The organism is Paraburkholderia sp. 32, from assembly GCF_050435345.1.
Taxonomy (GTDB): Bacteria; Pseudomonadota; Gammaproteobacteria; order Burkholderiales; family Burkholderiaceae; genus Paraburkholderia; species Paraburkholderia tuberum.
This window is the reverse complement of the sequence record NZ_JBNDKD010000002.1, coordinates 284,284-302,714: the sequence shown is the minus strand read 5'-3', so window position 1 is coordinate 302,714 and position 18,431 is coordinate 284,284. Positions and strand designations below refer to the sequence as shown.

Here is an 18,431-nt window from a genome sequence, read left to right as displayed (position 1 = left end):
CTGTCCTGGTTGCACCGTGAACGATTTGCGCGCGCCGCGCGACGCCAGCCTCAAGTACCCACCGCCCCGGGCAAAGCATCGTTCGCCGAGGCCGCCGCACTGCCCGCCACGCAGTCCGTTGGTGCCGGAATGCAGAAATCCCGTGAGGGCCGGACCGTCAGCGGGCCGGGCAACGGCGGCGGACCATCATCCATGATCATGTGGAATGCGCGTGTCATGTCGTCCGCAAGCGGACGGTCGTCACGGTAGGTCGGCAAGACAGCGCGAACCTGGCTATACAACGCCTGCGTATACGGCGCGCGCTCGGCCGCGATAGGCTGCAGGTCGTATGCCTGAACCGCGGCAAGCAGTTCAATGCCAAATATGCGGCCGCTGTTGTCGATGACGGCCAGCGCCTTGAGCGCGGCCGGCGTGGCGTGGCAAAGGTGATCTTCCTGCAAGCCGGACGTCACACCGCCGTCGAGGCTCGCGGGCGCGGCCTCGCGGCGGTTCTGCGCGACCAGCGCCGCCGCCGTGTATTGCGCGATCATGAAGCCCGAGCGCGTGCCGCTCGCTTGCGCGAGAAACGCGGGCAACCCGCTCACGAGCGGATTGACGAGACGATCGAGACGCCGCTCCGCCATCGCGGCCACCTGCGCGACCGCAACCGCGAGGCTGTCCATGGCGAGCGCGATCGACGCGCCGACGGCGTGCGCCTGCGAGAACACGCGCGGCTCCTCGGGCGTGCCGGCGATGATCGGATTGTCAGTCGTCGAGGCGAGTTCGCGGTTCACGACTTCGGCCGTCGCAGCCAGCACATCGCGCGCCGCACCGTGCACATGCGGAATCGTGCGCATGCTGAGCGGATCCTGCGTACGCCGTCCGAGTGCCGCCGCCAGCAGACCGCTGCCCAGCAGCGCCGCGCGCATGCGCGCGCCGACCTGCGCAAGGCCCGGTGAGACGCGATACGCGAGCGAGCCCGCGTCGAACGCCACCATCTGCCCGCCGAGATTCTCGAAGCTCATCGCCGCCACGGCGTCGGCCCAGTCGAGCAGCCGGTGCGCGCGTTGCAGCGCGAGCGCCGCGAGCCCGGTCACGCACGGCGTGCCGTTCACGAGGCTCAAGCCTTCTTTCGCTTCGAGCGACAAGGGTTCGAGCCCCAGCCGGCGCAGCGCCTCGGCGCCGCTGATGCGCTCACCACGCCAGTTCACGTGCCCCGCGCCGACGCACACGAGTGCGATATGCGCCATGTGGCTCAGATAGCCGACCGAACCGAGCGCGGGCACTTCGGGCAGGCAATCGGCCTGGAGCAGCGCGACGAGCCGCTCGACGAGTTCGACGCGCACGCCCGAATGCCCGTGCGCGTAATTGTTGATGGCTGCGGCCATGATCGCGCGCGTCTCCTGCGCGCCGAGCGACGCGCCGACGCCCACCGCGTGGCTCATCAAAATGTTGTGCGAAAGCGTGTGCTGTTCGGCCGGCGACACCACCACGTCGCACAACGCGCCGACCCCGGTGTTCACGCCGTAGGCGCGCATGCCGCGCGCGATGATCTGCTCAACGAGCGCGCGCGCGGCGCCAATGCGCTCGCGCGCTTGCTCGGAGAGCTCGAGCGGTGCGCCTGCCGCGACGGCGCAGACTTCGCGCCAGTCCAGCGGGTTTCCGGTACGGATGACGGTCATGATGAACCCCGACGATGGATCAATGTGCGTTGCGGTCCTGATGGCTCGACACGAACTGGCGGAAGCGCTCCGACTTCAGTTCGCCGAATACCTCCGCGGGCGTGCCGTCCGAATCGACCTGGCCCTGATCCAGGAACATCACGCGATTGGAAACGTGTTTCGCGAAGCCCATCTCGTGCGTGACGACGAGCATCGTGCGGCCCTCGTCGGCAAGCGTGCGCATGACGCGCAGCACTTCGCCCACGAGTTCGGGATCGAGCGCCGAAGTTGGCTCGTCGAACAGCATCACCTTCGGATGCATCGCGAGTGCGCGCGCGATTGCCACGCGCTGCTGCTGGCCGCCCGAGAGATGTGCGGGATAGTGGCCGCGCTTGTCGGCGAGGCCGACCTTCGCGAGCAGCGCCTCGGCTTCCTCGACCGCTTCGGCGCGGCTGCGCTTTTGCACGCGCATCGGGCCTTCGATCAGGTTCTGCAGCACCGTCATGTGCGACCACAGGTTGAAGTTCTGGAACACCATGCCGAGCTGCGAGCGCACGCGGTCCACCTGGCGGCGGTCGCCCGGTTGCAGCTTGCCGTCACGGCAGCGCTTCATCTTCAGCGCTTCGCCGGCAAGCGCGACGGTGCCGTCGTCGGGCATCTCAAGTAGGTTCAGGCAGCGCAGGAACGTGCTCTTGCCCGAGCCGCTCGCACCCAGGATCGAAATCACGTCGCCTTCGTGGGCGTCGAGCGAAATGCCCTTGAGCACGTGATGGTCGCCGAACGACTTGTGGATGTTCCTCACGGACAGGGCGACCGGTGCGACTGCGTTCATACGATTCTCCGGAAAGATGGGCCGATCAAGACGCGACGCGGCGGGTTTCGAGTTGCGTGGCGGGACGGCGCACGACGGTGGGCGCGGCGCGCAGATGGCGCGAGAGGCGCCGCTCGACGAGGCCGATGAGGCGCACCACGAGGAAATTCAGGCATAGATAGATCAGCGCAGCGCACGTGAACACCTCCGTCGTGCGATAGGTCTGCTGAATGATCTGTTGCGCGACACCAGTCACTTCCCAGACGGTGACAAGGCTTGCGAGCGCCGTCGACTTGACGAGCAGCACGGCTTCAGTCGAATAGGCGGGCAGGCACTGCCGCAACGCGATGGGGCCGATCACGCGGCGCAGCAGCGCGAAGCCCGACAGGCCGATTGCATGACCCGCCTCGATCTGCCCGACCGGCACGGCCATCAGGCCGCCGCGGATGATCTCGGCGGTGTAGCCCGCCGTGCACAGCGCGAGCGAGAGCACGGCGCACACGTAGGGCTCGCGCAGCACGGGCCACAGGAAGCTTTCGCGGATCACGCCGAACTGTCCGAGCCCGTAGTAGACGAGAAACATCTGGATCAGCAGTGGCGAGCCGCGGAACACGAGAATATAGGCGCGCGCGAAGCGGTTAGGCAGCCAGTGCGGCGAGACGCGCATCGTGACGATCACGAGCGAAAGCAGGCCGCCGAGCACGAGCGAGGTGAAAAAGAGGCTCAGCGTGGTCGGCACGGCGGCAACGAGCTGGCGCGTCGTGTCGAGAAGAAAATCGAAATCGATATGCATGATGAGGCCGCCCTTGCGTCAGTTGCGCGCGAAGTTGCGCTTGAAGGAGCGGCCGACGATCGTCTCCGCCCGGCCGAACACACGGTTCGAAACGCCCGTCATCGCGAGATAGAGCGCTCCGCCAACGACGAAGAACAGGAAGTACTGGTGTGTCGATCCCGCCGCGACCTGGCTGGCACGCAGCAATTCGACGAGACCGGTGACCGAGATCAGCGCCGAGTCCTTGAGGCTCAACTGCCACACATTGCCGATACCCGGCAGTGCGAATCGCAGCACCTGGGGAATCAGGATGCGGCGCGCCATGGTGAGCGTCGGCATGCCGATCGCGCGCGCAGCTTCGAGTTCGCCGCGCGAGACAGCTAGCACGGCGGCGCGATAGACCTCCGTCTGATACGCGCCGGAAATCATGCCGACCGCGAACGCGCCAATCACGAACGGCGGCACGCCGATGAAGCCGTCGGCACCGAACCACTGCCCGATCGAGGACACCAGCGTCGAGCCGCCAAAGTAGAACAGATAGATGACAAGCAGTTCCGGCACGCCGCGGAAGACGGTCGTGTAGAAGTCGCCGATCACGCGCGCCGTGCGAAAACGCGAGAGCTTTGCCGCTGCGACGAGCGCGCCGAATACCGCGCCGATCGCGAGCGCCGCAAGCGTCAGCACCACCGTCATGAACGCACCGAGCAGGAGCAGGCCGCCCCAGCCATCGGTCCCGAAGCCGAGCATTTCGAAAAGAGCCATCACGCCACCTCAACCAAGCCTGCGAAACAAGCCGCGCGGCATCAGCCTTTCGAGCCGGATCAGGCCGAAGCGCGCGGTCACGTTGTGAGCGACGCTCAGGGCGTCACGTCGGTCTTGAACCACTTCTCCGAAAGCTTCTTCACGGTCCCGTCGGTAATCGCCGACGTTATCGCCGCGTCGAACTTCGCCTTCAGGTCCGCGTCCTGCTTGCGGAACGCGAGGCCTTCGCCCGGCCCCCAGATCAGGCCGCCGATCTTCGGGCCGGCCGTCACCGTCGGCACCGCTTCCTTCTTGTCGGCATTTGCGGCGTAGTACGTCACATCGTCGAACGACGCGTCGATGCGGCCATTGGACAGATCGAGATCGCGTTCCGGCGAGGTCTTGTAGACGCGGATCGACGCGACATCCTTGAAGTTCTCGTTGATGAAGCGCGTATAGACCGTGCCCGACTGAATGCCGATGGTCTTGCCCTTGAGCGCCGTGCGCAGCGCCTGGACGGCGGGCGCGTTCGACTTGGCGTCGGTGTCGAGCTTCAGCGAAGCCGGGTTGCCGGTTGCCTTCGGCAGGATCTTCGTGTCGGTGACCGCGAAGGTCGCCGGCGTGGACGCATACGGCTTCGAGAAGGCAATGATCTTCTCGCGCTCTGGCGTGATCGAGATCGCATCCATCAGAACATCGAACTTTCCGGCTTGCAAGCCGGGAATCATGCCGTCCCAGTCCTGCGCCACGAGATTGCACTTGAGTTGCGCCCGCGCGCACAGGTTAGCGGCGAGTTCGGGTTCGAAGCCGCCCAGCTTGCCGCCCGGCAGCGTCATGTTCCAGGGCGCGTAGCCGCCTTCGAGGGCGATCGTCACTGTCGTCCAGTCCTTCGCCTCGGCGGTGTTGCCCACAAGCGCCGCCGCTCCAAACGCGGCACCGATCAAACTCTTGACCAACCATCTGCACTTCGCCTGCATGTCCACACTCCTTGGATTGCCGAAAACTTCATTACGGTAGCGCGCTAATCGCGGTTTCGTCTTGTCTAGACAAGATGCGGGAAGTCGAATTTTGGCGCAAGCGCAATTTCTGAAAATGTCGCCGATTCAGGGTATCCACCAGGTCAGGGTCTCGGATCTGGCGCTTTACCCCGCCTGGCGGCGAACGCACAGTGGCAGTCACGGGTAATCGCATCAGCGACGATGCCGATGCAGTTCGTCGCTGGGCGATAGCCGGGGAAGGCCTTGTCTACAAGTCGCGACTGGACCTCATCGACGATCTGAAGGCAGGTCGACTGGTGGAGTTGTTTCCGCCGGCGTATTGCGAGCCTTCGCCGCTGCACTTGATTTGTGCTCACCGTGCGCAACTGACACCGACGATCAGCGCGTTGAATGCCTTCCTGCGCGAGCGCTGCTCTGCATTGCTGGCGAGCTACCCCTCGGGAGGCTCCCGCTCTGCGTAACGAAGTTCGCCCTTTCCTGATCGTCTCAATGAGTCGACCGAAGGCTCAGGCGCTAGCTCAGTGTCTTGAACTGGATACCCGGCCAGGTGAATTTTGGCAGCCTGCTTTCCAGGCAGGTGCGGAGTTCCGGCACCTGCGCCGCTTGGTCGGAATCTTCCGGTCTGATGAGGTAATACGCGTCACCACTTCCAACGGCGGTTTTAAACGGCAGCACGAGTTGCCGCTCGTCGATCGCGTCCTGTCGACTAGCTGCATCTCGCCGACGACGTTGCGCTCGCGGTCCGCGCGAACGTCGCGGTCATTACGACGCTCTCCGCACAGATCGCCATCGTGGAAAAGCGTCTTCGGGAAAACGTCGCACACACGCGGACTGCGCCCTCTTTACTCCAGTACCCGGCAATTGATGGAGCACGCTTAATTCGCACCCTTTGTCTTATAACAGTTTCACGAATTGATTGAATTAAATGTCATTTCACTTATCCTGTTTCCATAGTCGCGCGATGGTCCAAACCAGCAGTCCTCTCGTCGGAGGTCACGGCCAATGAGTCCCGTCGTCGTCACCCTGCTCGTGCTGCTGGGCGTCGGGCTACTGCTCGCGCTCCGCCTCATGGGCATCTACAACGGGCTAGTGGTCGCCCGGAACCGCTTCGCGAACGCCTTCGCCCAAATCGACGTGCAGCTCAAACGCCGCTACGAGCTGATTCCGAACCTGGTCGAAGCGGTCAAGGGCTACATGGGTCACGAAAGGGAGACGCTCGACGCCGTCATCAAGGCCCGCAACAGCGCGATGGCAGCCGAGCAGAAAGTCGCCGCCAACCCCAGCGACCCGGCGGCCATCAGGGGGTTTAACGAGGCCGAGGCCCAGCTCGGCGGCATTCTGGGCCGGCTCTTTGCGCTATCCGAAGCGTACCCGGACCTCAAGGCCAACCAGAACATGCTCGCCCTGCAGGAGGAACTGAGCTCGACCGAGAACAAGATCGGCTTCGCGAGGCAAGCCTTCAACGACGCCGCCACCGACTACAACAACCAGCGCGAAGTCTTCCCAGCCGTCATGGTGGCCGGCATGTTTGGTTTCAAGGAAGCGTCACTGCTCGAAACCACAGAGGCCGAGCGCGCAGCGCCCAAGGTGTCGTTCCGGTAACCGGAACCGCCACGGCTCCGTGCGCTTCACGCTCTCAAAACCGCGCCGACCATGGCCACCAATTTCTTTCAGCAGCAGGATTCGGCACGGCGCAAGACCTTCCAGCTGGTGGTCTATTTCGTCCTCGCGATCCTGATTCTGATCGCCCTCGTGTACGGTCTGTTGGTGGCGCTCAGCATGTATGGCGCTCACGAGCCAGTGTCCTGGTGGCAACCTGACATGCTCCTGCTCGCGGCGCCGGCGGTGGGCATCCTGGTCGGCGGTGCCAGCGCGCTCAAGGTGTCCCAGCTCGCTTCTGGCGGGCAGGCCGTCGCCTTGATGTTGGGCGGTAAGGAGGTGCCCGGCACGAGCACCGACGCGCGGCAGAAGCGGCTGCTCAACGTCGTCGAGGAGATGGCCCTCGCTGCGGGAGTGCCGGTGCCCCCCGTATATGTTCTGCCGGAGACCGGCATCAATGCCTTCGCGGCCGGCTACGCCCCGGGCGATGCTGTGGTCGCCGTCTCCCAGGGCTGCCTCGACTACTTGACCCGTGACGAGCTGCAGGGCGTGGTGGCGCACGAGTTCAGCCATATCCTCAACGGCGACATGCGGCTCAACATCCGGCTGATCGGCCTGATCTTTGGGATCATGGCGTTGTCCATCATCGGCCGCAGCCTCATGTTCGCTTCCCGCGCACGCTCGTCGGGAAGACAGGATTCCCGCGGCGGCATGGTGCTACTGGGCCTGGGCGTGTTTGTGCTGGGACTGGTGGGAGCGTTCTTCGGTCGGCTGATCATGGCAGCGGTGTCCCGGCAGCGCGAGTACCTGGCCGACGCTAGCGCCGTCCAATTCACGCGCAACCCCGACGGGATTGGCGGGGCGCTCAAGAAGATCGGCGGACTGGCCGAGGGGTCGCGCATCGACACCCCCCGGGCCGCCGAGGCTGGTCACATGTTTTTCGCCAATGCTTTCGCCGGCGAGGGGCTCGCCGGACTGCTGGCCACCCACCCGCCCCTCGTCGAGCGCATCCGCCGGCTCCATCCCCAGTTCGACGGCCGGTTCCCGGAAGTGCGACCGGTCGATGTCGATCGGGAACAACTCGAGGGCACTCGCCCCAGCCGCGTCCCGCCGTTCGCCGGGGTTCCCACGTTACCGGGGCTGCCGCAGGTGCCGGTGCCGGTATTGGGCTTCGCCGCCGATGCGGCGTCCCGCGTCGGCCACATTGATCCACAAGTGATTGACTACGCCCACGAGCTGCACGACAGCATGCCCGAGGTGCTCCGGGTCGCCGCACAGGAGCCGTTCAGTGCTCGCGCCCTGGTCTATGCTCTTCTCATGGACCCGCGGGCGGACCTGCGGGAACTCCAGCTGACCCAGCTGAAGGCCGACGCTGAGCCCCAGGACTTCGCGGAAGCCTTGCGGCTGGTTGTCCCTGTCCAGGTACTGCCGGACACGCATCGGTTGCCGCTGCTGGACCTGACCTTGCCAGCCCTGCGGCAGATGTCGCCGCGCCAGCACCGGGCTTTCCGCGCCCAGGTCGAGATGCTAGTGATCGCCGACCAGCGGCTGAGCCTGTTCGAGTACACGCTCCGCTGTGTGCTGCATCGCCATCTCGACGCCCAGTTCCTGCCGCAGCGTCAGACGCGTCCAATGCACAGTTCGCCGCAAAAACTGGCGCAGCCGGTGGCGACGGTGTTAGCGCTGTTGGCCTGGGAAGGCCAGCCGGAACCCGACCAGGCCGCCCGGGCTTTCGATACCGGCATGCGCGGCTACATTGGCGGCGACCACACCCACCGCTTGCCGCCCCGCGAGAAATGCACCCTCGCCGGGTTCGACGCGGCCCTGCAAACGCTCGATCAATCCATCCCGGCCATCAAGCAGCGGATTGTCGCCGCCTGCGCGGGCTGCATCGTGGCGAACCAGCAGGTCACCGTCCGTGAAGCGGAGCTGCTCCGCGCCATTTGCGATACGCTCGACTGCCCGCTACCGCCGCTCGTCGCGAGCGAATCGGAAAGACGATGAACGACATTGCATGCAGGGTTTTGTCGCGGCAAGGAACGCAGAACAACTGCGATCGCTATGCCGCGAGATCGAAGAACCGCGGGTTACACCCCCTGCTCCGGTTTTCTGATCGCGGATGACCCTGCCTGACCGGCGGCTGCGCCGGTTGCCGACGCGGCCGTCGCGCTCGGCACGATGTGCAGTTCACGGGTGCGCAACGGCAGCGAACATTGCGCGTCGGTCAGTGTTTGACGCACCCGGCGCGCGAGTTCCCAGCGCATGGTCCAGAACATGTCCGTGTTCGACCAGACGCGGATATTCAGCACCGCCGTGCTGTCGTCGAAGCGGATGACCATCACCTGCGGCGCGGGATCGCGGAGCGCACGCGGGTCGGCCGCGGCGAGCGTGCGCAGCGCCTCAAGCGCGCGATCCACATCGTCACCGATCGAGATCTCCACTTCGAGATCGAGCCGGCGCATCGGATTGCGGCTGAAGTTGCGGATCGAATTGCTCCACAACGCGCTGTTCGGCACGTATTCGCAGATGCCGTCGGGTTTGGTGAGACGCGTCGTGAACAGATTGACTTCGTCGACCGTGCCCGCGACACTGCCGGCTCCGCCCTCGATATACTCGCCGACCTTGAACGGCCGCAACACTAGCAGCATGATGCCGGCCGCGATGTTCTGCATCGTGCCTTGCAGCGCGAGACCGACCGCAAGACCGGCTGCGCCAAGCACGGCAATGATGCTGGCCGTCTGGATGCCTAACTGCGACAGCGCACCGACGATCGCGACAATGCGAATGCCCCACAGGCCGATGTCGCAGAGGATCGGTCGCAGCGTGGCGTCCATGCGTGATTGACGCGCAAGGAGCCGGCTCAGCGACATCGAAGCGCGGCGCGCGACCCACCATCCGATCACCAGTATGCCCGCAGCGGCGCCCAGACGAATCGAGAACGCGGTGAGCATATCCAGCAGGAAGGCCCATCTGCCCGGACTGATTTCGACGAGAAGATTCTCCATGTGTCTTGACGATCCCTATATTGGACAGCGGGTAGATTGCCGCGCGCGAGCATCGACGGTATATGTGGACGAACTCGACTGGCTTCCGGGAATTTAACCAGATAACTTCCGTTTTGGGCATTATCAGCGGTTAAAGCTGCGTGTTTTTTCTGAGCCTGTTATCCAGATCGCTTCTGTCGTAACGGCAGCCGCCCGAGCTAGCGGCTGCCTGCCCCGAGTTCCGTGAACGGCCCCGCCGGCGTGACTTCGAGGAGACGGAAACGATGTCCTCACGCCCCGTTCGACCTTCTCTGCAGGCGTTTCGATAACCACTCAAGATACCCACAGAAGCTGGGCACAAGCCTGTGGACAACAGGCTCATGACTCGCTCAACTCATTGAGCGCATTGGTTTTCACTCACATGCTTCCGATAGGTCGGCTGCGTCGCGGCCACACGCGTGTCGGACGAGCCGCCGTCGCCGCGGCGGCGCTCTCGCTCACCTTCATCGTGCGCGGCGCGCTGCACGTACCGATTGAAGGATCGGTCGCGCTCTTTCTCGCTGGCGCGGCGCTGCACCTGTTCGCCACCACTTCGATGGGCATTTTCATGGCCACGCTCGCGCGCAGCATGCCGCAGTTCGTGCAGAACGTCATGCTCGCCGCGCCCACCACGCATTTCGTCGAGCTCGGCCAAGCCATACTCTTTCGTGGCGCGGGCATCGCCGTGGTCTGGCAACCCTTCCGCTGGCTCGCGGCGATAAGAGGTCACACAGCGCATGAATGAGCGCCCTGCTACGCCGCGCGGAGGTCGAGCAGCGTATCGGCCTGACCGGATCGACGATCTATCTGAAGATCGCGCAAGGCAAGTTCCCCAAACCCATCACGGTCGGCGTGGCGGCGGTGCGCTGGCGTGAAAGCGAGGTCAATCAATGGATCGCAGATTGTGCGGCAGGCACATTGCAGCACAACCCGGACTCAGGCAAGGCGCAGATAAAGCCGCCAGGGAAGGCGAAGCGCCAGCGATCCGAGATCTGATCGCAGGACATCCACCCGACCCGCATCGCGCGGGTCTTTTTTTGCCTGCGCGCTGCGCTCGATCAGATCGCAGTCACACTTCCGATGTTTGTTAAATCACGTCAAAGTATTGATAGTGCATAGCATCCCCGTTGCAAATGCTTGCGTAGCCGGGTAAAAAAATTGTCCGTTCGTAGCGCATACCTTATTAAAAATGAGGTCGTAACCATGCAGCGCTCATTTGACCATTCAAGGAAAAATTCAAGATGCCGATTCCTGCCCATATGTGGCTGAAAGATGATGGCGGCGCAGACATCAAAGGCTCGTCAACCGTTCAGGATCGCGAGGGAAGTATCGAAATTATCGGCTTCAGCCACGGCGTGAATTTGCCGGTCGATGCGGCCAACGGCAAGATCACCGGCGCGCGTGCGCACTCGCCGATTGCGTTCGAAAAGGAGTTCGATGCGGCGACGCCTTATCTTTACAAGGCCGTGGCGAAGGGGCAAACGCTGCAGTCCGCCGAGATCATGTGGTATCGCATCAACGATGCAGGCAAAGAGGAAGTCTATTTCGTGATCACGATCGAAGGTGTGAAAGTGTGTGGCATCAACCCCGGCATGGCTAATACCAGGCTGGCGCAGGCATCCGCACTCAATCACGTTGAAGCGGTCTCCATGATGTACGACCGCATCACGTGGCATTACCTTGATGGCAATATCAAATACACCGATTCGTGGAATGAGCGCGGATAAGGGGGCGTGACAATGGCCTATCAGGGTAAGTTTTTGGTGAACAACGAGCAGTTTTCACCGCTCACAATTTTCGGTGTCGGCACGTTCGACGCGTATTCTGGAAACGATCAATACCGCAATCGCGGTGGCTGCAGGGCTGTGCCAAGTAACGGTCCGATCCCTGCCGGAAAATACTGGATCGTAGACCGGCCCACTGGCGGTATCGGGTCTCAAGCTTGGGCTTCGATAAAGGACACAGTTAATTCAGCGATTGGGAGTGCGGTACATCATCGCGAATGGTTCGCACTGTATCGGGATGATGGCCTCATTGACGACGTGACATGGATTGATGGTGTCAAGCGCGGACAATTCCGGTTGCATCCGGCAGGTGGCGAAGGTATTTCACTCGGCTGTATTACGCTTCCGAGCCGCACGGATTTTCTGAGAATCCGTAACGCGCTGCTGCACACCATGACCATTCCTGCCGGCAATTCGGGGCTTCGCGCCTACGGAACAATTGAGGTCATCACGTATGGCAACACTTGTCCGTAGGCTGTTCAAGGTGGCGCTATTTGTCGGCCTGTTCTGCCTTTCCGTGCCCTACGTCCACACATACCCTATACCGATGCCGGAAAGGCAGGCGCTTGCGTGGTTACACGCTGCAAATCGGCTTGGCATTCGCGACCCGGATGATTTATACATCCCGGTCATGCTGCTGGCTGATCTGCTTGTGGCGACGCTTGCCTATGTGCTGATCATGAGGCTATGGCGGCACTGTCGCGGCAAAAGGCAACGTTGAGAAATAGCGAATGATGTCCGCACTTGTCCGTAGGCTGTTCGAGGTCGCGCTGTTCATCGGCCTGTTCTGCCTTTCCGTGCCGCATGTCCACACGTACCCCCGGCCAATGCCTGAAAGCCAGTCGGTGGTATGGTGGCGTGCTTCGCGCTGGCGTGGCATCCGCGATCCCGAAGATTTGTATTTCGTGGTCTGGGTGACTATTGATCTAATCGTGGCGACGCTTGCCTATGTGGTGATCATGAGGCTATGGCGGCGCTATCGCGGCAAAAAGCCACATTGAGAAATAGCGAGTGACGGCCGCACTTGTCCGTAGGCTTTTCAAGGTCGCGCTCTTTATCGGCCTATTCCTTCTATCCGCGCGCTACATTGGCCGGAATGGGCCGATGCCAGAGAGTGAGGCGCTTAGGTGGTTGAGCATCGCCAACGGCCTTGGCCTGCGTGAAGCCGATGATGTTTATGTCCCGGTGATGCTGACGGTTTGGTTGGTCGTCGCTGTAGTGGCTTATATCGCAATCATGAGGCTATGGCGGCGCTATCAACGCAAAAACTAACAGGGTCGATGAGCAGCGATCAGGCAGAATTCATTCCTGCGCGGTCCCGTCCAGTCCGGCGCGTGATGATCGCGTTGCGGGGGTTAACTGGTGGGTCAGAAAGTGCGCGTTTGCTCAGAGACTGGCGGGACAAGGCTTTGCGCGGCGCGCGCGAATTTTGGTCTGGAAGGCGATCCCTTCGATGATCCCGGTGATATCCGCGATTCTGGTGGAACTCGTCCTGATCTCGCTCATCGTATCAGCGCAATTTTTCAAAGGCCCAGCTCGCTCAGACCGGGGTGATCGTCGGGGCGGCGACCCAGCGGCGAATGGAACTTGCGATCGCTTGCCTTGATCGGCATGTCGTTGATACAGGCATACCGGTGGTGCATCAGACCATCAGGTCCAAACTCCCAGTTCCCGTTTCCGTAGGAGCGGAACCAATTGCCAGCGTCTTTCGCAAGTCGAACCTTCTCGATTGCGGATTCAAGGGTGAACGGTGGGATGGGCGGGCGCACTTCAGCGTTTATGGACATCACAGACTCCCCTTATCCAGGCGGGATTGAGATAGAAATGGGCACTACTCAGCAGCGCAACCGCGCTACACGTTCGTCATCTCGAGAGAACTCAGTCTGAGAAATCGGTTGACGCCGACAGTGCCTTCCACGTTTCAGTTTCCGTAGCCACATAGGCGTTCTTTTCAGCTATCGCCTTCAGCGTGTCGGTTCCGAGCGGCAGACGCAGTGGCGGTCTCGGTACATCGACGAGCGTGACGAGGGCCTTCGCAAGCTTCTGCGGGTCGCCCGGCTGATTGTGATTCATTCCTTCAGCAAATCGACGCACATTGCCCGACGTCTCGTCGTAGTCGTCGATGACCTCCTTGCCGACGACGAGCGACGACGCATCGAGGAAATCGGTACGGAAATAGCCGGGCTCAACGACGGTCGCGTGAATGCCGAGTGGCTTCAACTCCGCGTGGAGCGCTTCCGTAATGCCTTCGACGGCGAATTTCGTCGAGCAATACACCCCGAATCCCGCCGCCGAGCGATAGCCGCCGATCGAGGACACGTTGATCACATGGCCCGAGCGCTGTCCCCGCATCACTGGCAGCACCGCACGCATGACATTGAGCAGTCCAAAAACGTTGGTGTCGTACATGCGACGCACGTCTGCGTCGGCCGATTCCTCTACGGCTGCGAGCAGTCCGAAGCCGGCGTTGTTGACCAACACGTCGATCCTGCCAAACTTTGCCAAAGCTGCCTGCGCGGCTCTTTTGGCCTGCTCCTCGTCAGTTACGTCGAGCGCGACCGGCAACAGCGCAGATGATTCGCCGAGACGCTCAATGATCGCCCGAACGTTGCGTCCCGCCGCAACCACTGCATTTCCGTCCGCCAGGGCCGCTTGTGCGATCAGTGCGCCTAACCCGCGTGAGGCGCCCGTAACGAACCAGACGCGCTTGAACTCGTGCTTCGTAGCGTTGCTCATGATTTGCTCCCGTTTCGTGGTGAATGTGAAGAGAAGCATAGGGCGCGCGATTAACAGCTACTAGGCATCGAATGCTAGACTCATAATCAACCAATATTTGCGAATGGACTCAGCCATGAATGAGGTCCGGGCGATTTCGGTGTTCGTCCGCGCAGCAACGCTCGGCAGCTTCCGTCGGGCAGCTGCGGACCTGGGCATCTCGCCGCAGGCCGCGAGCCACGCGGTCATGCAGCTCGAAAAGTCGCTTGGCGTCCGGCTGTTTCATCGGACAACGCGAAAGTTGAGTCTGACCGAAGAGGGGCAAAGACGATTGCAAGGTGTCGAGCCAGCGCTCGCTATGTTGTCGTCCGCGATTGACGATGCTCGCCGTTCAGGGGAAGAAGTTGCGGGGCCCCTACGGATAAGCGCTCCGACGGCGCTCGGGCGAACGGCACTGTGGCCATCGATCCTTGAGTTTGCGGCGCTATACCCTGACGTGCAGATCGATATTCGCTTCGACGATCATTTCTCGGACCTCGTCAGCGATCGCGCCGACGTCGGCTTCCGCGGCGGGTCCCCGCCTTCCGAGGGGGCGATTGCCAGGCGACTGCTACCGATTCAGTTGATCGTATGCGCGTCGCAGCCTATCTCGAACGGTACGGCACGCCGAAAACCGTGGACGAGCTCGATGCGCATCGTTGTTCTGGATACCGGCGTGCGAACACCGGCAAGCAGGCGCCGTGGGAATTTATGGTGGGCGGGGAGATTGTGTATCGGGAGATGGCTGCTTCGGTCTGTTCGAACGATATCGACGCTGAAACCGAAGCGGTACTGGCCGGCGTGGCAATTGGGCAGCCTGGAAGCTTCTCGGCCGTCTCACACATCCGGGCTGGACGGCTCGTGCCTTTGCTCACTCAGCATTTGACCCAGCGCGAGTCGATTTACGTCTACTACCGTCGCCGGACGGAACAACCGCTGCGCGTGAGAACCTTCATCGACTTCATCGTTGCGCGCCTCGCGGACAACAGTCAATTTTTCCTCACAGCAGAGGAGTTGGTTACTTCGACGAGCAGAAGCGGCCGCGCCAGGAGCAGACGAAGTGCCGCGTAGGGGTGTCTGTTGCGGCAAGCGTAGCCAGCCGTGGTAAATCACGCGCCAAACGCAAACAAGGCTTCATAGCGGGACAAGGGCGTGGCGAACGAGCCGTTTGCGCCTGTACGTCAATGATCGTGTAACAATCCCTCCAACGACCGCGAGACGCCAGCGAGCGTCGAGCCGGCGGATGCGCACGTCAGCCCGGGAGCATCAGATGAAGCCCATACGTAATACCGACTCTGCTTCAGGAGATTGGTACATCGACACTGCATGCATCAATTGCGGTGCATCTCGTCACGTCGCGCCTGGGCTGATTGTCGAGCGCAACGACAAGAGTGTCTTCGTTCGGCAGCCGGCCACACCGGAAGAGCAGCTTGATGCCTGGCGTGCGGTGCTCGTCTGCCCTACGGCGTCGGTACGCAGCGAAACGAAACAGCCTCGTCCGAACGCGGCGATCTTTCCGCAGCAGATCACATCGGGCGTGTGGCGCTGTGGATTCAACGCACGGTCGTCGTTTGGCGCACATTCTTATTTTGCCGCGCGTCCGGAAGGCAATCTGCTCATCGACTCCCCGCGCTATGCGGCGGAACTCGTGAAATGGTTTGACGGCGCTGGCGGTATTGCGCACATTCTGCTGTCGCATCGTGACGACGTCGCAGACGCGGACAAATACGCGCGTCAATTCGGCGCGCGCGTCTGGATTCACCGCGAGGACGTGTCGGCCGCCCCATACGCGACGGATCTGCTCGACGACGGTTCAGCACTGAGCATTGCGGCCGGCGTGCGCGCGATCCCTGTACCCGGGCACACTCGGGGTAGCGTCGTGTACCAGCTCGATGATCGCGTGCTGTTCTCGGGTGATTCGCTTGCCTGGAGCCCACGCCAGCAGGACCTCGTCGCGTTCAGGGACGCGTGCTGGTACTCGTGGACAGCGCTCACCGAATCGCTCGGCAAGTTGGCCGCGTATCGCTTCGAATGGCTGCTTCCTGGTCACGGTTGGCACGCGCATTTGCAGGCTGCGGAAATGAATGCCCGCTTGCTCGCATTGGTTGCACGCATGCGAAAGGACTGAATTCGCTGTTTTTCGCTAAAACGCGTCGTCCTTGCCCCTGTGGAAACGCTTGAACTCGAACCGCACGTGCCAAACAATCGCCTCGACCAGGATCGACGAAGTCGTCAACGATCTGGAGCGCGGGGTCGAATGACTCTTCCTGGGTCGCTTGCCGCCTCCAGAGTCCGCAAGAGCCGGGCTCTATAGCCGCTCGATCAGGCGTCGGTCTCCCTGCTCGCAGTATTCATGACACGCCGCACGTGCCGCGTTCGCTGCGCCGTGCACGAAAAGCGGCGCATCCGCGCGTCGGGACATCGACACCACGATGGACGGCGGCGAGGGCTGCAGCGGCAGTTCGACCACCTCGCCTCGCGCGATCAGATCATCGACGAACAGACGCGGAATTGCCGCCACGCCGAAGCCATCGCGCACGAGTTGCACGATCACCGAAATCGATGGCGAACCCGTAATGCGCGTATCCGCGAGCGGCACGCCGTTGGCGAGTGCGAGCTTGCTGACGATGTCCTCCAGCGCGCGATGAGGCGCCGTCCCGCGCCCGAATGTGAGGATCGGATGACGCAGCACGCGTTTCGCGAGTCCGCTGCGCGAAGGCGGTAGCAGCCCCGCGCGCGCGATCCAGTGCACCGGATAGTTCGCGAGCGCATCGCAGACGATCGATTCCTCGTCGCTGCCTTCCACGCGAACGATGAGATCGAGTTCGCCCGCCATCAGACGCCGCTGCAGTACCACGCTCACGTCCACCGCAAGCTCCACTTCGAGCTGCGGATAGTCCTTCGAGAGCCGCCGCAGATAGTCGGCAAGCCAGCTATGCACGACCGTCTCGATCACGCCGAGTCGCAACTTGCCGCGCATCGCGCCTTCATGTGACGCGGCGGCCTGCAACTGGCGCGTCGCCTCGACCACGGCCTTCGCGTAGCCGAGCAGATATTCGCCGTTCGGCGTGAGCCGAAATTCGCGGCTCTCGCGATCGACGAGCACGGTATGCAATTCGTCTTCCAGTGCCTTCAGGCGCTGCGAGATCGCCGCCGGCGTGGCGTGAAGCGCGGTCGCCGTAGTGCGGAAACTGCGCAGCTTGGCAAGCGTGACGAAGGTTTCGAGGAAGCGCGTATTCATCAGGCAAAGGTGGGCAATGCAACGGGAGCAAACCGCTCCAAAAATCTCAACGTGACTCGGGAAAACCCGCGATTCCGTTAAGAAATTCTATTCACCTGGCGCAAAGAAAACTAGCTGGCGTCAAATTTTCTTCTTTTCTATGCTTCGCCTGACGGTAGGCAAGACGCATCGCCCACCGCAGACAATCCGATGCAACCGCCAGAGCACGCTAACACCATGACTCCATCCGAATTCCGCCAGGCCGTCCGTCACCGCGACTTCCGTGGCCCGACGGCCGGCCATTGCGGCGACTACGCGCAAGCCAATCTCGCGATCCTGCCCGCTGCGCACGCGCACGATTTCCTGCGCTTTTGCCATGCGAATCCGAAGCCATGTCCGCTGCTCGGGGTGGGCGAGCCTGGCGAGTTCCGCGTGCCGATGCTCGGGCGCGACATCGACATCCGCACCGACGTGCCCGCGTACAACGTCTATCGCGACGGCAACCTGAGCGAGCGCGTCGAATCGATCGAAGCGCTCTGGCAGGACGATTTCGTCGTATTTGCAATTGGCTGTTCGTTCTCGTTCGAGCACATGCTCGCGAAGGAAGGCATCGGCCTGCGCCACGTCGAAGAAGGCCGCAACGTGCCGATGTACCGCACCAGCATCCCCAACCAGCGGGCGGGCGTGTTCGGCGGCGACCTCGTCGTGTCGATGCGGCCGCTGCGCGGCGCCGACGCGATCCGTGCCGTGCAGATCACGAGCCGCTTTCCGGGCGTGCATGGCGCGCCCGTGCATATTGGCGATCCAGCGGAACTCGGCATCGTCGATCTCGCGCGCCCCGAGTTCGGCGACCCGGTGACGATCCGCGCGGGCGAACTGCCTGTCTACTGGGCTTGCGGCGTGACGCCGCAAACGGCACTGATGGCCGCAAAGCTGCCGCTCGCGGTTGCGCACGCGCCGGGCCACATGCTGATGACGGATATCACTAACGCGTCGCTGGCTATTTTCTGACCGTCCCGGCGGCGCGCCGCGCCGTCGTGCAACAAGCGATTCACAGCACCTTGAAGCCATCGGGCCGCGCGGCCCGGA

The 18,431-nt window shown here is 62.6% G+C and carries 21 protein-coding genes and 2 pseudogenes; 13 read left to right on the top strand and 10 right to left on the bottom strand.

From position 1 onward, the window contains the following. Positions 1-50: 50 nt before the first annotated feature. From OKW26_RS16690 to OKW26_RS16670, 5 genes are all read right to left on the bottom strand, one after another. Positions 51-1,661 carry an HAL/PAL/TAL family ammonia-lyase gene (locus OKW26_RS16690; RefSeq protein WP_184058647.1) on the bottom strand — a complete coding sequence of 537 codons (1,611 nt, stop codon included), beginning with the start codon at positions 1,659-1,661 and terminating at the stop codon, positions 51-53. Positions 1,662-1,680: 19 nt separating this feature from the next. Further along, positions 1,681-2,472, bottom strand: coding sequence for an ABC transporter ATP-binding protein (locus tag OKW26_RS16685; RefSeq protein WP_429354431.1), 792 nt, complete (start codon positions 2,470-2,472; stop codon positions 1,681-1,683). 25 nt (positions 2,473-2,497) lie between these two features. Continuing rightward, the gene (locus OKW26_RS16680) at positions 2,498-3,244 is read right to left on the bottom strand and encodes an ABC transporter permease (RefSeq protein WP_184012210.1); all 747 of its coding nucleotides are present in this window, start codon (positions 3,242-3,244) and stop codon (positions 2,498-2,500) included. Positions 3,245-3,262: 18 nt separating this feature from the next. Next, the gene (locus OKW26_RS16675) at positions 3,263-3,985 is read right to left on the bottom strand and encodes an ABC transporter permease (RefSeq protein WP_018422333.1); all 723 of its coding nucleotides are present in this window, start codon (positions 3,983-3,985) and stop codon (positions 3,263-3,265) included. 95 nt (positions 3,986-4,080) lie between these two features. Further along, positions 4,081-4,941, bottom strand: a complete 861-nt coding sequence (locus OKW26_RS16670) for a transporter substrate-binding domain-containing protein (protein ID WP_429354430.1) — start codon at positions 4,939-4,941, stop codon at positions 4,081-4,083. Positions 4,942-5,096: 155 nt separating this feature from the next. Between OKW26_RS16670 and OKW26_RS16665 the strand changes: the two genes are divergently transcribed. Continuing rightward, positions 5,097-5,423 (top strand): LysR substrate-binding domain-containing protein, encoded by a 327-nt coding sequence (locus OKW26_RS16665; protein WP_429355234.1) that lies wholly within the window; start codon positions 5,097-5,099, stop codon positions 5,421-5,423. Positions 5,424-5,475: 52 nt separating this feature from the next. Here OKW26_RS16665 and OKW26_RS16660 read toward each other — a convergent pair whose 3' ends face one another. Further along, the gene (locus tag OKW26_RS16660; RefSeq protein WP_429354429.1) at positions 5,476-5,637 is read right to left on the bottom strand and encodes a hypothetical protein; all 162 of its coding nucleotides are present in this window, start codon (positions 5,635-5,637) and stop codon (positions 5,476-5,478) included. A gap of 327 nt (positions 5,638-5,964) precedes the next feature. Between OKW26_RS16660 and OKW26_RS16655 the strand changes: the two genes are divergently transcribed. Continuing rightward, on the top strand, positions 5,965-6,564 hold the full coding sequence (locus OKW26_RS16655) for a LemA family protein (RefSeq protein ID WP_184058641.1): 600 nt from the start codon (positions 5,965-5,967) through the stop codon (positions 6,562-6,564). A 51-nt stretch (positions 6,565-6,615) separates the two neighbouring features. Then, complete coding sequence (locus OKW26_RS16650; protein WP_429354428.1) at positions 6,616-8,565, top strand: M48 family metallopeptidase; 1,950 nt, start codon at positions 6,616-6,618, stop codon at positions 8,563-8,565. Between the two features lie 83 nt (positions 8,566-8,648). Here the strand turns inward: OKW26_RS16650 and OKW26_RS16645 are convergent, their stop codons facing one another. Next, positions 8,649-9,566 (bottom strand): mechanosensitive ion channel family protein, encoded by a 918-nt coding sequence (locus tag OKW26_RS16645; protein WP_429354427.1) that lies wholly within the window; start codon positions 9,564-9,566, stop codon positions 8,649-8,651. A 439-nt stretch (positions 9,567-10,005) separates the two neighbouring features. Here OKW26_RS16645 and OKW26_RS16640 point away from each other — a divergent pair. From OKW26_RS16640 to OKW26_RS16610, 7 genes and pseudogenes are all read left to right on the top strand, one after another. After that, positions 10,006-10,329: pseudogene (locus OKW26_RS16640) on the top strand (hypothetical protein); the annotation flags it as partial. Beyond that, positions 10,326-10,580 (top strand): helix-turn-helix transcriptional regulator, encoded by a 255-nt coding sequence (locus OKW26_RS16635; RefSeq protein WP_184058635.1) that lies wholly within the window; start codon positions 10,326-10,328, stop codon positions 10,578-10,580. The pseudogene OKW26_RS16640 and the gene OKW26_RS16635, both read left to right, overlap by 4 nt. 245 nt (positions 10,581-10,825) lie before the next feature. Continuing rightward, a complete protein-coding gene (locus OKW26_RS16630) occupies positions 10,826-11,311 on the top strand; it encodes an Hcp family type VI secretion system effector (protein WP_429354426.1) in 486 nt (161 codons plus the stop codon). A gap of 12 nt (positions 11,312-11,323) precedes the next feature. Beyond that, complete coding sequence (locus OKW26_RS16625; RefSeq protein ID WP_429355233.1) at positions 11,324-11,842, top strand: DUF2778 domain-containing protein; 519 nt, start codon at positions 11,324-11,326, stop codon at positions 11,840-11,842. Continuing rightward, on the top strand, positions 11,823-12,089 hold the full coding sequence (locus OKW26_RS16620; protein WP_429354425.1) for a hypothetical protein: 267 nt from the start codon (positions 11,823-11,825) through the stop codon (positions 12,087-12,089). Before OKW26_RS16625 ends, OKW26_RS16620 begins: the two co-directional genes overlap by 20 nt. A gap of 13 nt (positions 12,090-12,102) precedes the next feature. Further along, a complete protein-coding gene (locus tag OKW26_RS16615) occupies positions 12,103-12,369 on the top strand; it encodes a hypothetical protein (RefSeq protein ID WP_429355232.1) in 267 nt (88 codons plus the stop codon). 130 nt (positions 12,370-12,499) lie between these two features. Further along, a complete protein-coding gene (locus OKW26_RS16610) occupies positions 12,500-12,640 on the top strand; it encodes a hypothetical protein (protein ID WP_429354424.1) in 141 nt (46 codons plus the stop codon). A gap of 251 nt (positions 12,641-12,891) precedes the next feature. Here the strand turns inward: OKW26_RS16610 and OKW26_RS16605 are convergent, their stop codons facing one another. Further along, complete coding sequence (locus OKW26_RS16605) at positions 12,892-13,155, bottom strand: DUF1348 family protein (protein ID WP_429354423.1); 264 nt, start codon at positions 13,153-13,155, stop codon at positions 12,892-12,894. A gap of 91 nt (positions 13,156-13,246) precedes the next feature. Further along, on the bottom strand, positions 13,247-14,104 hold the full coding sequence (locus OKW26_RS16600; protein ID WP_429354422.1) for an oxidoreductase: 858 nt from the start codon (positions 14,102-14,104) through the stop codon (positions 13,247-13,249). Between the two features lie 115 nt (positions 14,105-14,219). Between OKW26_RS16600 and OKW26_RS16595 the strand changes: the two are divergent. Beyond that, positions 14,220-15,193: pseudogene (locus OKW26_RS16595) on the top strand (LysR family transcriptional regulator). A gap of 199 nt (positions 15,194-15,392) precedes the next feature. Then, positions 15,393-16,250: an MBL fold metallo-hydrolase gene (locus OKW26_RS16590; protein ID WP_429354421.1), complete on the top strand. Its 858-nt coding sequence runs from the start codon at positions 15,393-15,395 to the stop codon at positions 16,248-16,250. Between the two features lie 180 nt (positions 16,251-16,430). Here the strand turns inward: OKW26_RS16590 and OKW26_RS16585 are convergent, their stop codons facing one another. Next, positions 16,431-17,363 carry a LysR family transcriptional regulator gene (locus tag OKW26_RS16585; RefSeq protein ID WP_184068182.1) on the bottom strand — a complete coding sequence of 311 codons (933 nt, stop codon included), beginning with the start codon at positions 17,361-17,363 and terminating at the stop codon, positions 16,431-16,433. A gap of 189 nt (positions 17,364-17,552) precedes the next feature. On the opposite strand from OKW26_RS16585, the gene OKW26_RS16580 reads away from it, so the two are divergent. Beyond that, positions 17,553-18,353 (top strand): putative hydro-lyase, encoded by an 801-nt coding sequence (locus OKW26_RS16580; protein ID WP_262421639.1) that lies wholly within the window; start codon positions 17,553-17,555, stop codon positions 18,351-18,353. Positions 18,354-18,431: the final 78 nt, after the last annotated feature.

Bases quoted from the DNA above. Each gene is read 5' to 3' on its own strand.
- OKW26_RS16600 (WP_429354422.1), bottom strand. From the start codon at position 14,104: ATGAGCAACGCTACGAAGCACGAGTTCAAGCGCGTCTGGTTCGTTACG.
- OKW26_RS16580 (WP_262421639.1), top strand. From the start codon at position 17,553: ATGCAACCGCCAGAGCACGCTAACACCATGACTCCATCCGAATTCCGC.
- OKW26_RS16630 (WP_429354426.1), top strand. From the start codon at position 10,826: ATGCCGATTCCTGCCCATATGTGGCTGAAAGATGATGGCGGCGCAGAC.
- OKW26_RS16620 (WP_429354425.1), top strand. From the start codon at position 11,823: ATGGCAACACTTGTCCGTAGGCTGTTCAAGGTGGCGCTATTTGTCGGC.
- OKW26_RS16685 (WP_429354431.1), bottom strand. From the start codon at position 2,472: ATGAACGCAGTCGCACCGGTCGCCCTGTCCGTGAGGAACATCCACAAG.
- OKW26_RS16605 (WP_429354423.1), bottom strand. From the start codon at position 13,155: ATGTCCATAAACGCTGAAGTGCGCCCGCCCATCCCACCGTTCACCCTT.
- OKW26_RS16670 (WP_429354430.1), bottom strand. From the start codon at position 4,941: ATGCAGGCGAAGTGCAGATGGTTGGTCAAGAGTTTGATCGGTGCCGCG.
- OKW26_RS16635 (WP_184058635.1), top strand. From the start codon at position 10,326: ATGAGCGCCCTGCTACGCCGCGCGGAGGTCGAGCAGCGTATCGGCCTG.
- OKW26_RS16655 (WP_184058641.1), top strand. From the start codon at position 5,965: ATGAGTCCCGTCGTCGTCACCCTGCTCGTGCTGCTGGGCGTCGGGCTA.
- OKW26_RS16585 (WP_184068182.1), bottom strand. From the start codon at position 17,363: ATGAATACGCGCTTCCTCGAAACCTTCGTCACGCTTGCCAAGCTGCGC.
- OKW26_RS16625 (WP_429355233.1), top strand. From the start codon at position 11,324: ATGGCCTATCAGGGTAAGTTTTTGGTGAACAACGAGCAGTTTTCACCG.
- OKW26_RS16680 (WP_184012210.1), bottom strand. From the start codon at position 3,244: ATGCATATCGATTTCGATTTTCTTCTCGACACGACGCGCCAGCTCGTT.
- OKW26_RS16590 (WP_429354421.1), top strand. From the start codon at position 15,393: ATGAAGCCCATACGTAATACCGACTCTGCTTCAGGAGATTGGTACATC.
- OKW26_RS16675 (WP_018422333.1), bottom strand. From the start codon at position 3,985: ATGGCTCTTTTCGAAATGCTCGGCTTCGGGACCGATGGCTGGGGCGGC.
- OKW26_RS16645 (WP_429354427.1), bottom strand. From the start codon at position 9,566: ATGGAGAATCTTCTCGTCGAAATCAGTCCGGGCAGATGGGCCTTCCTG.
- OKW26_RS16615 (WP_429355232.1), top strand. From the start codon at position 12,103: ATGTCCGCACTTGTCCGTAGGCTGTTCGAGGTCGCGCTGTTCATCGGC.
- OKW26_RS16690 (WP_184058647.1), bottom strand. From the start codon at position 1,661: ATGACCGTCATCCGTACCGGAAACCCGCTGGACTGGCGCGAAGTCTGC.
- OKW26_RS16650 (WP_429354428.1), top strand. From the start codon at position 6,616: ATGGCCACCAATTTCTTTCAGCAGCAGGATTCGGCACGGCGCAAGACC.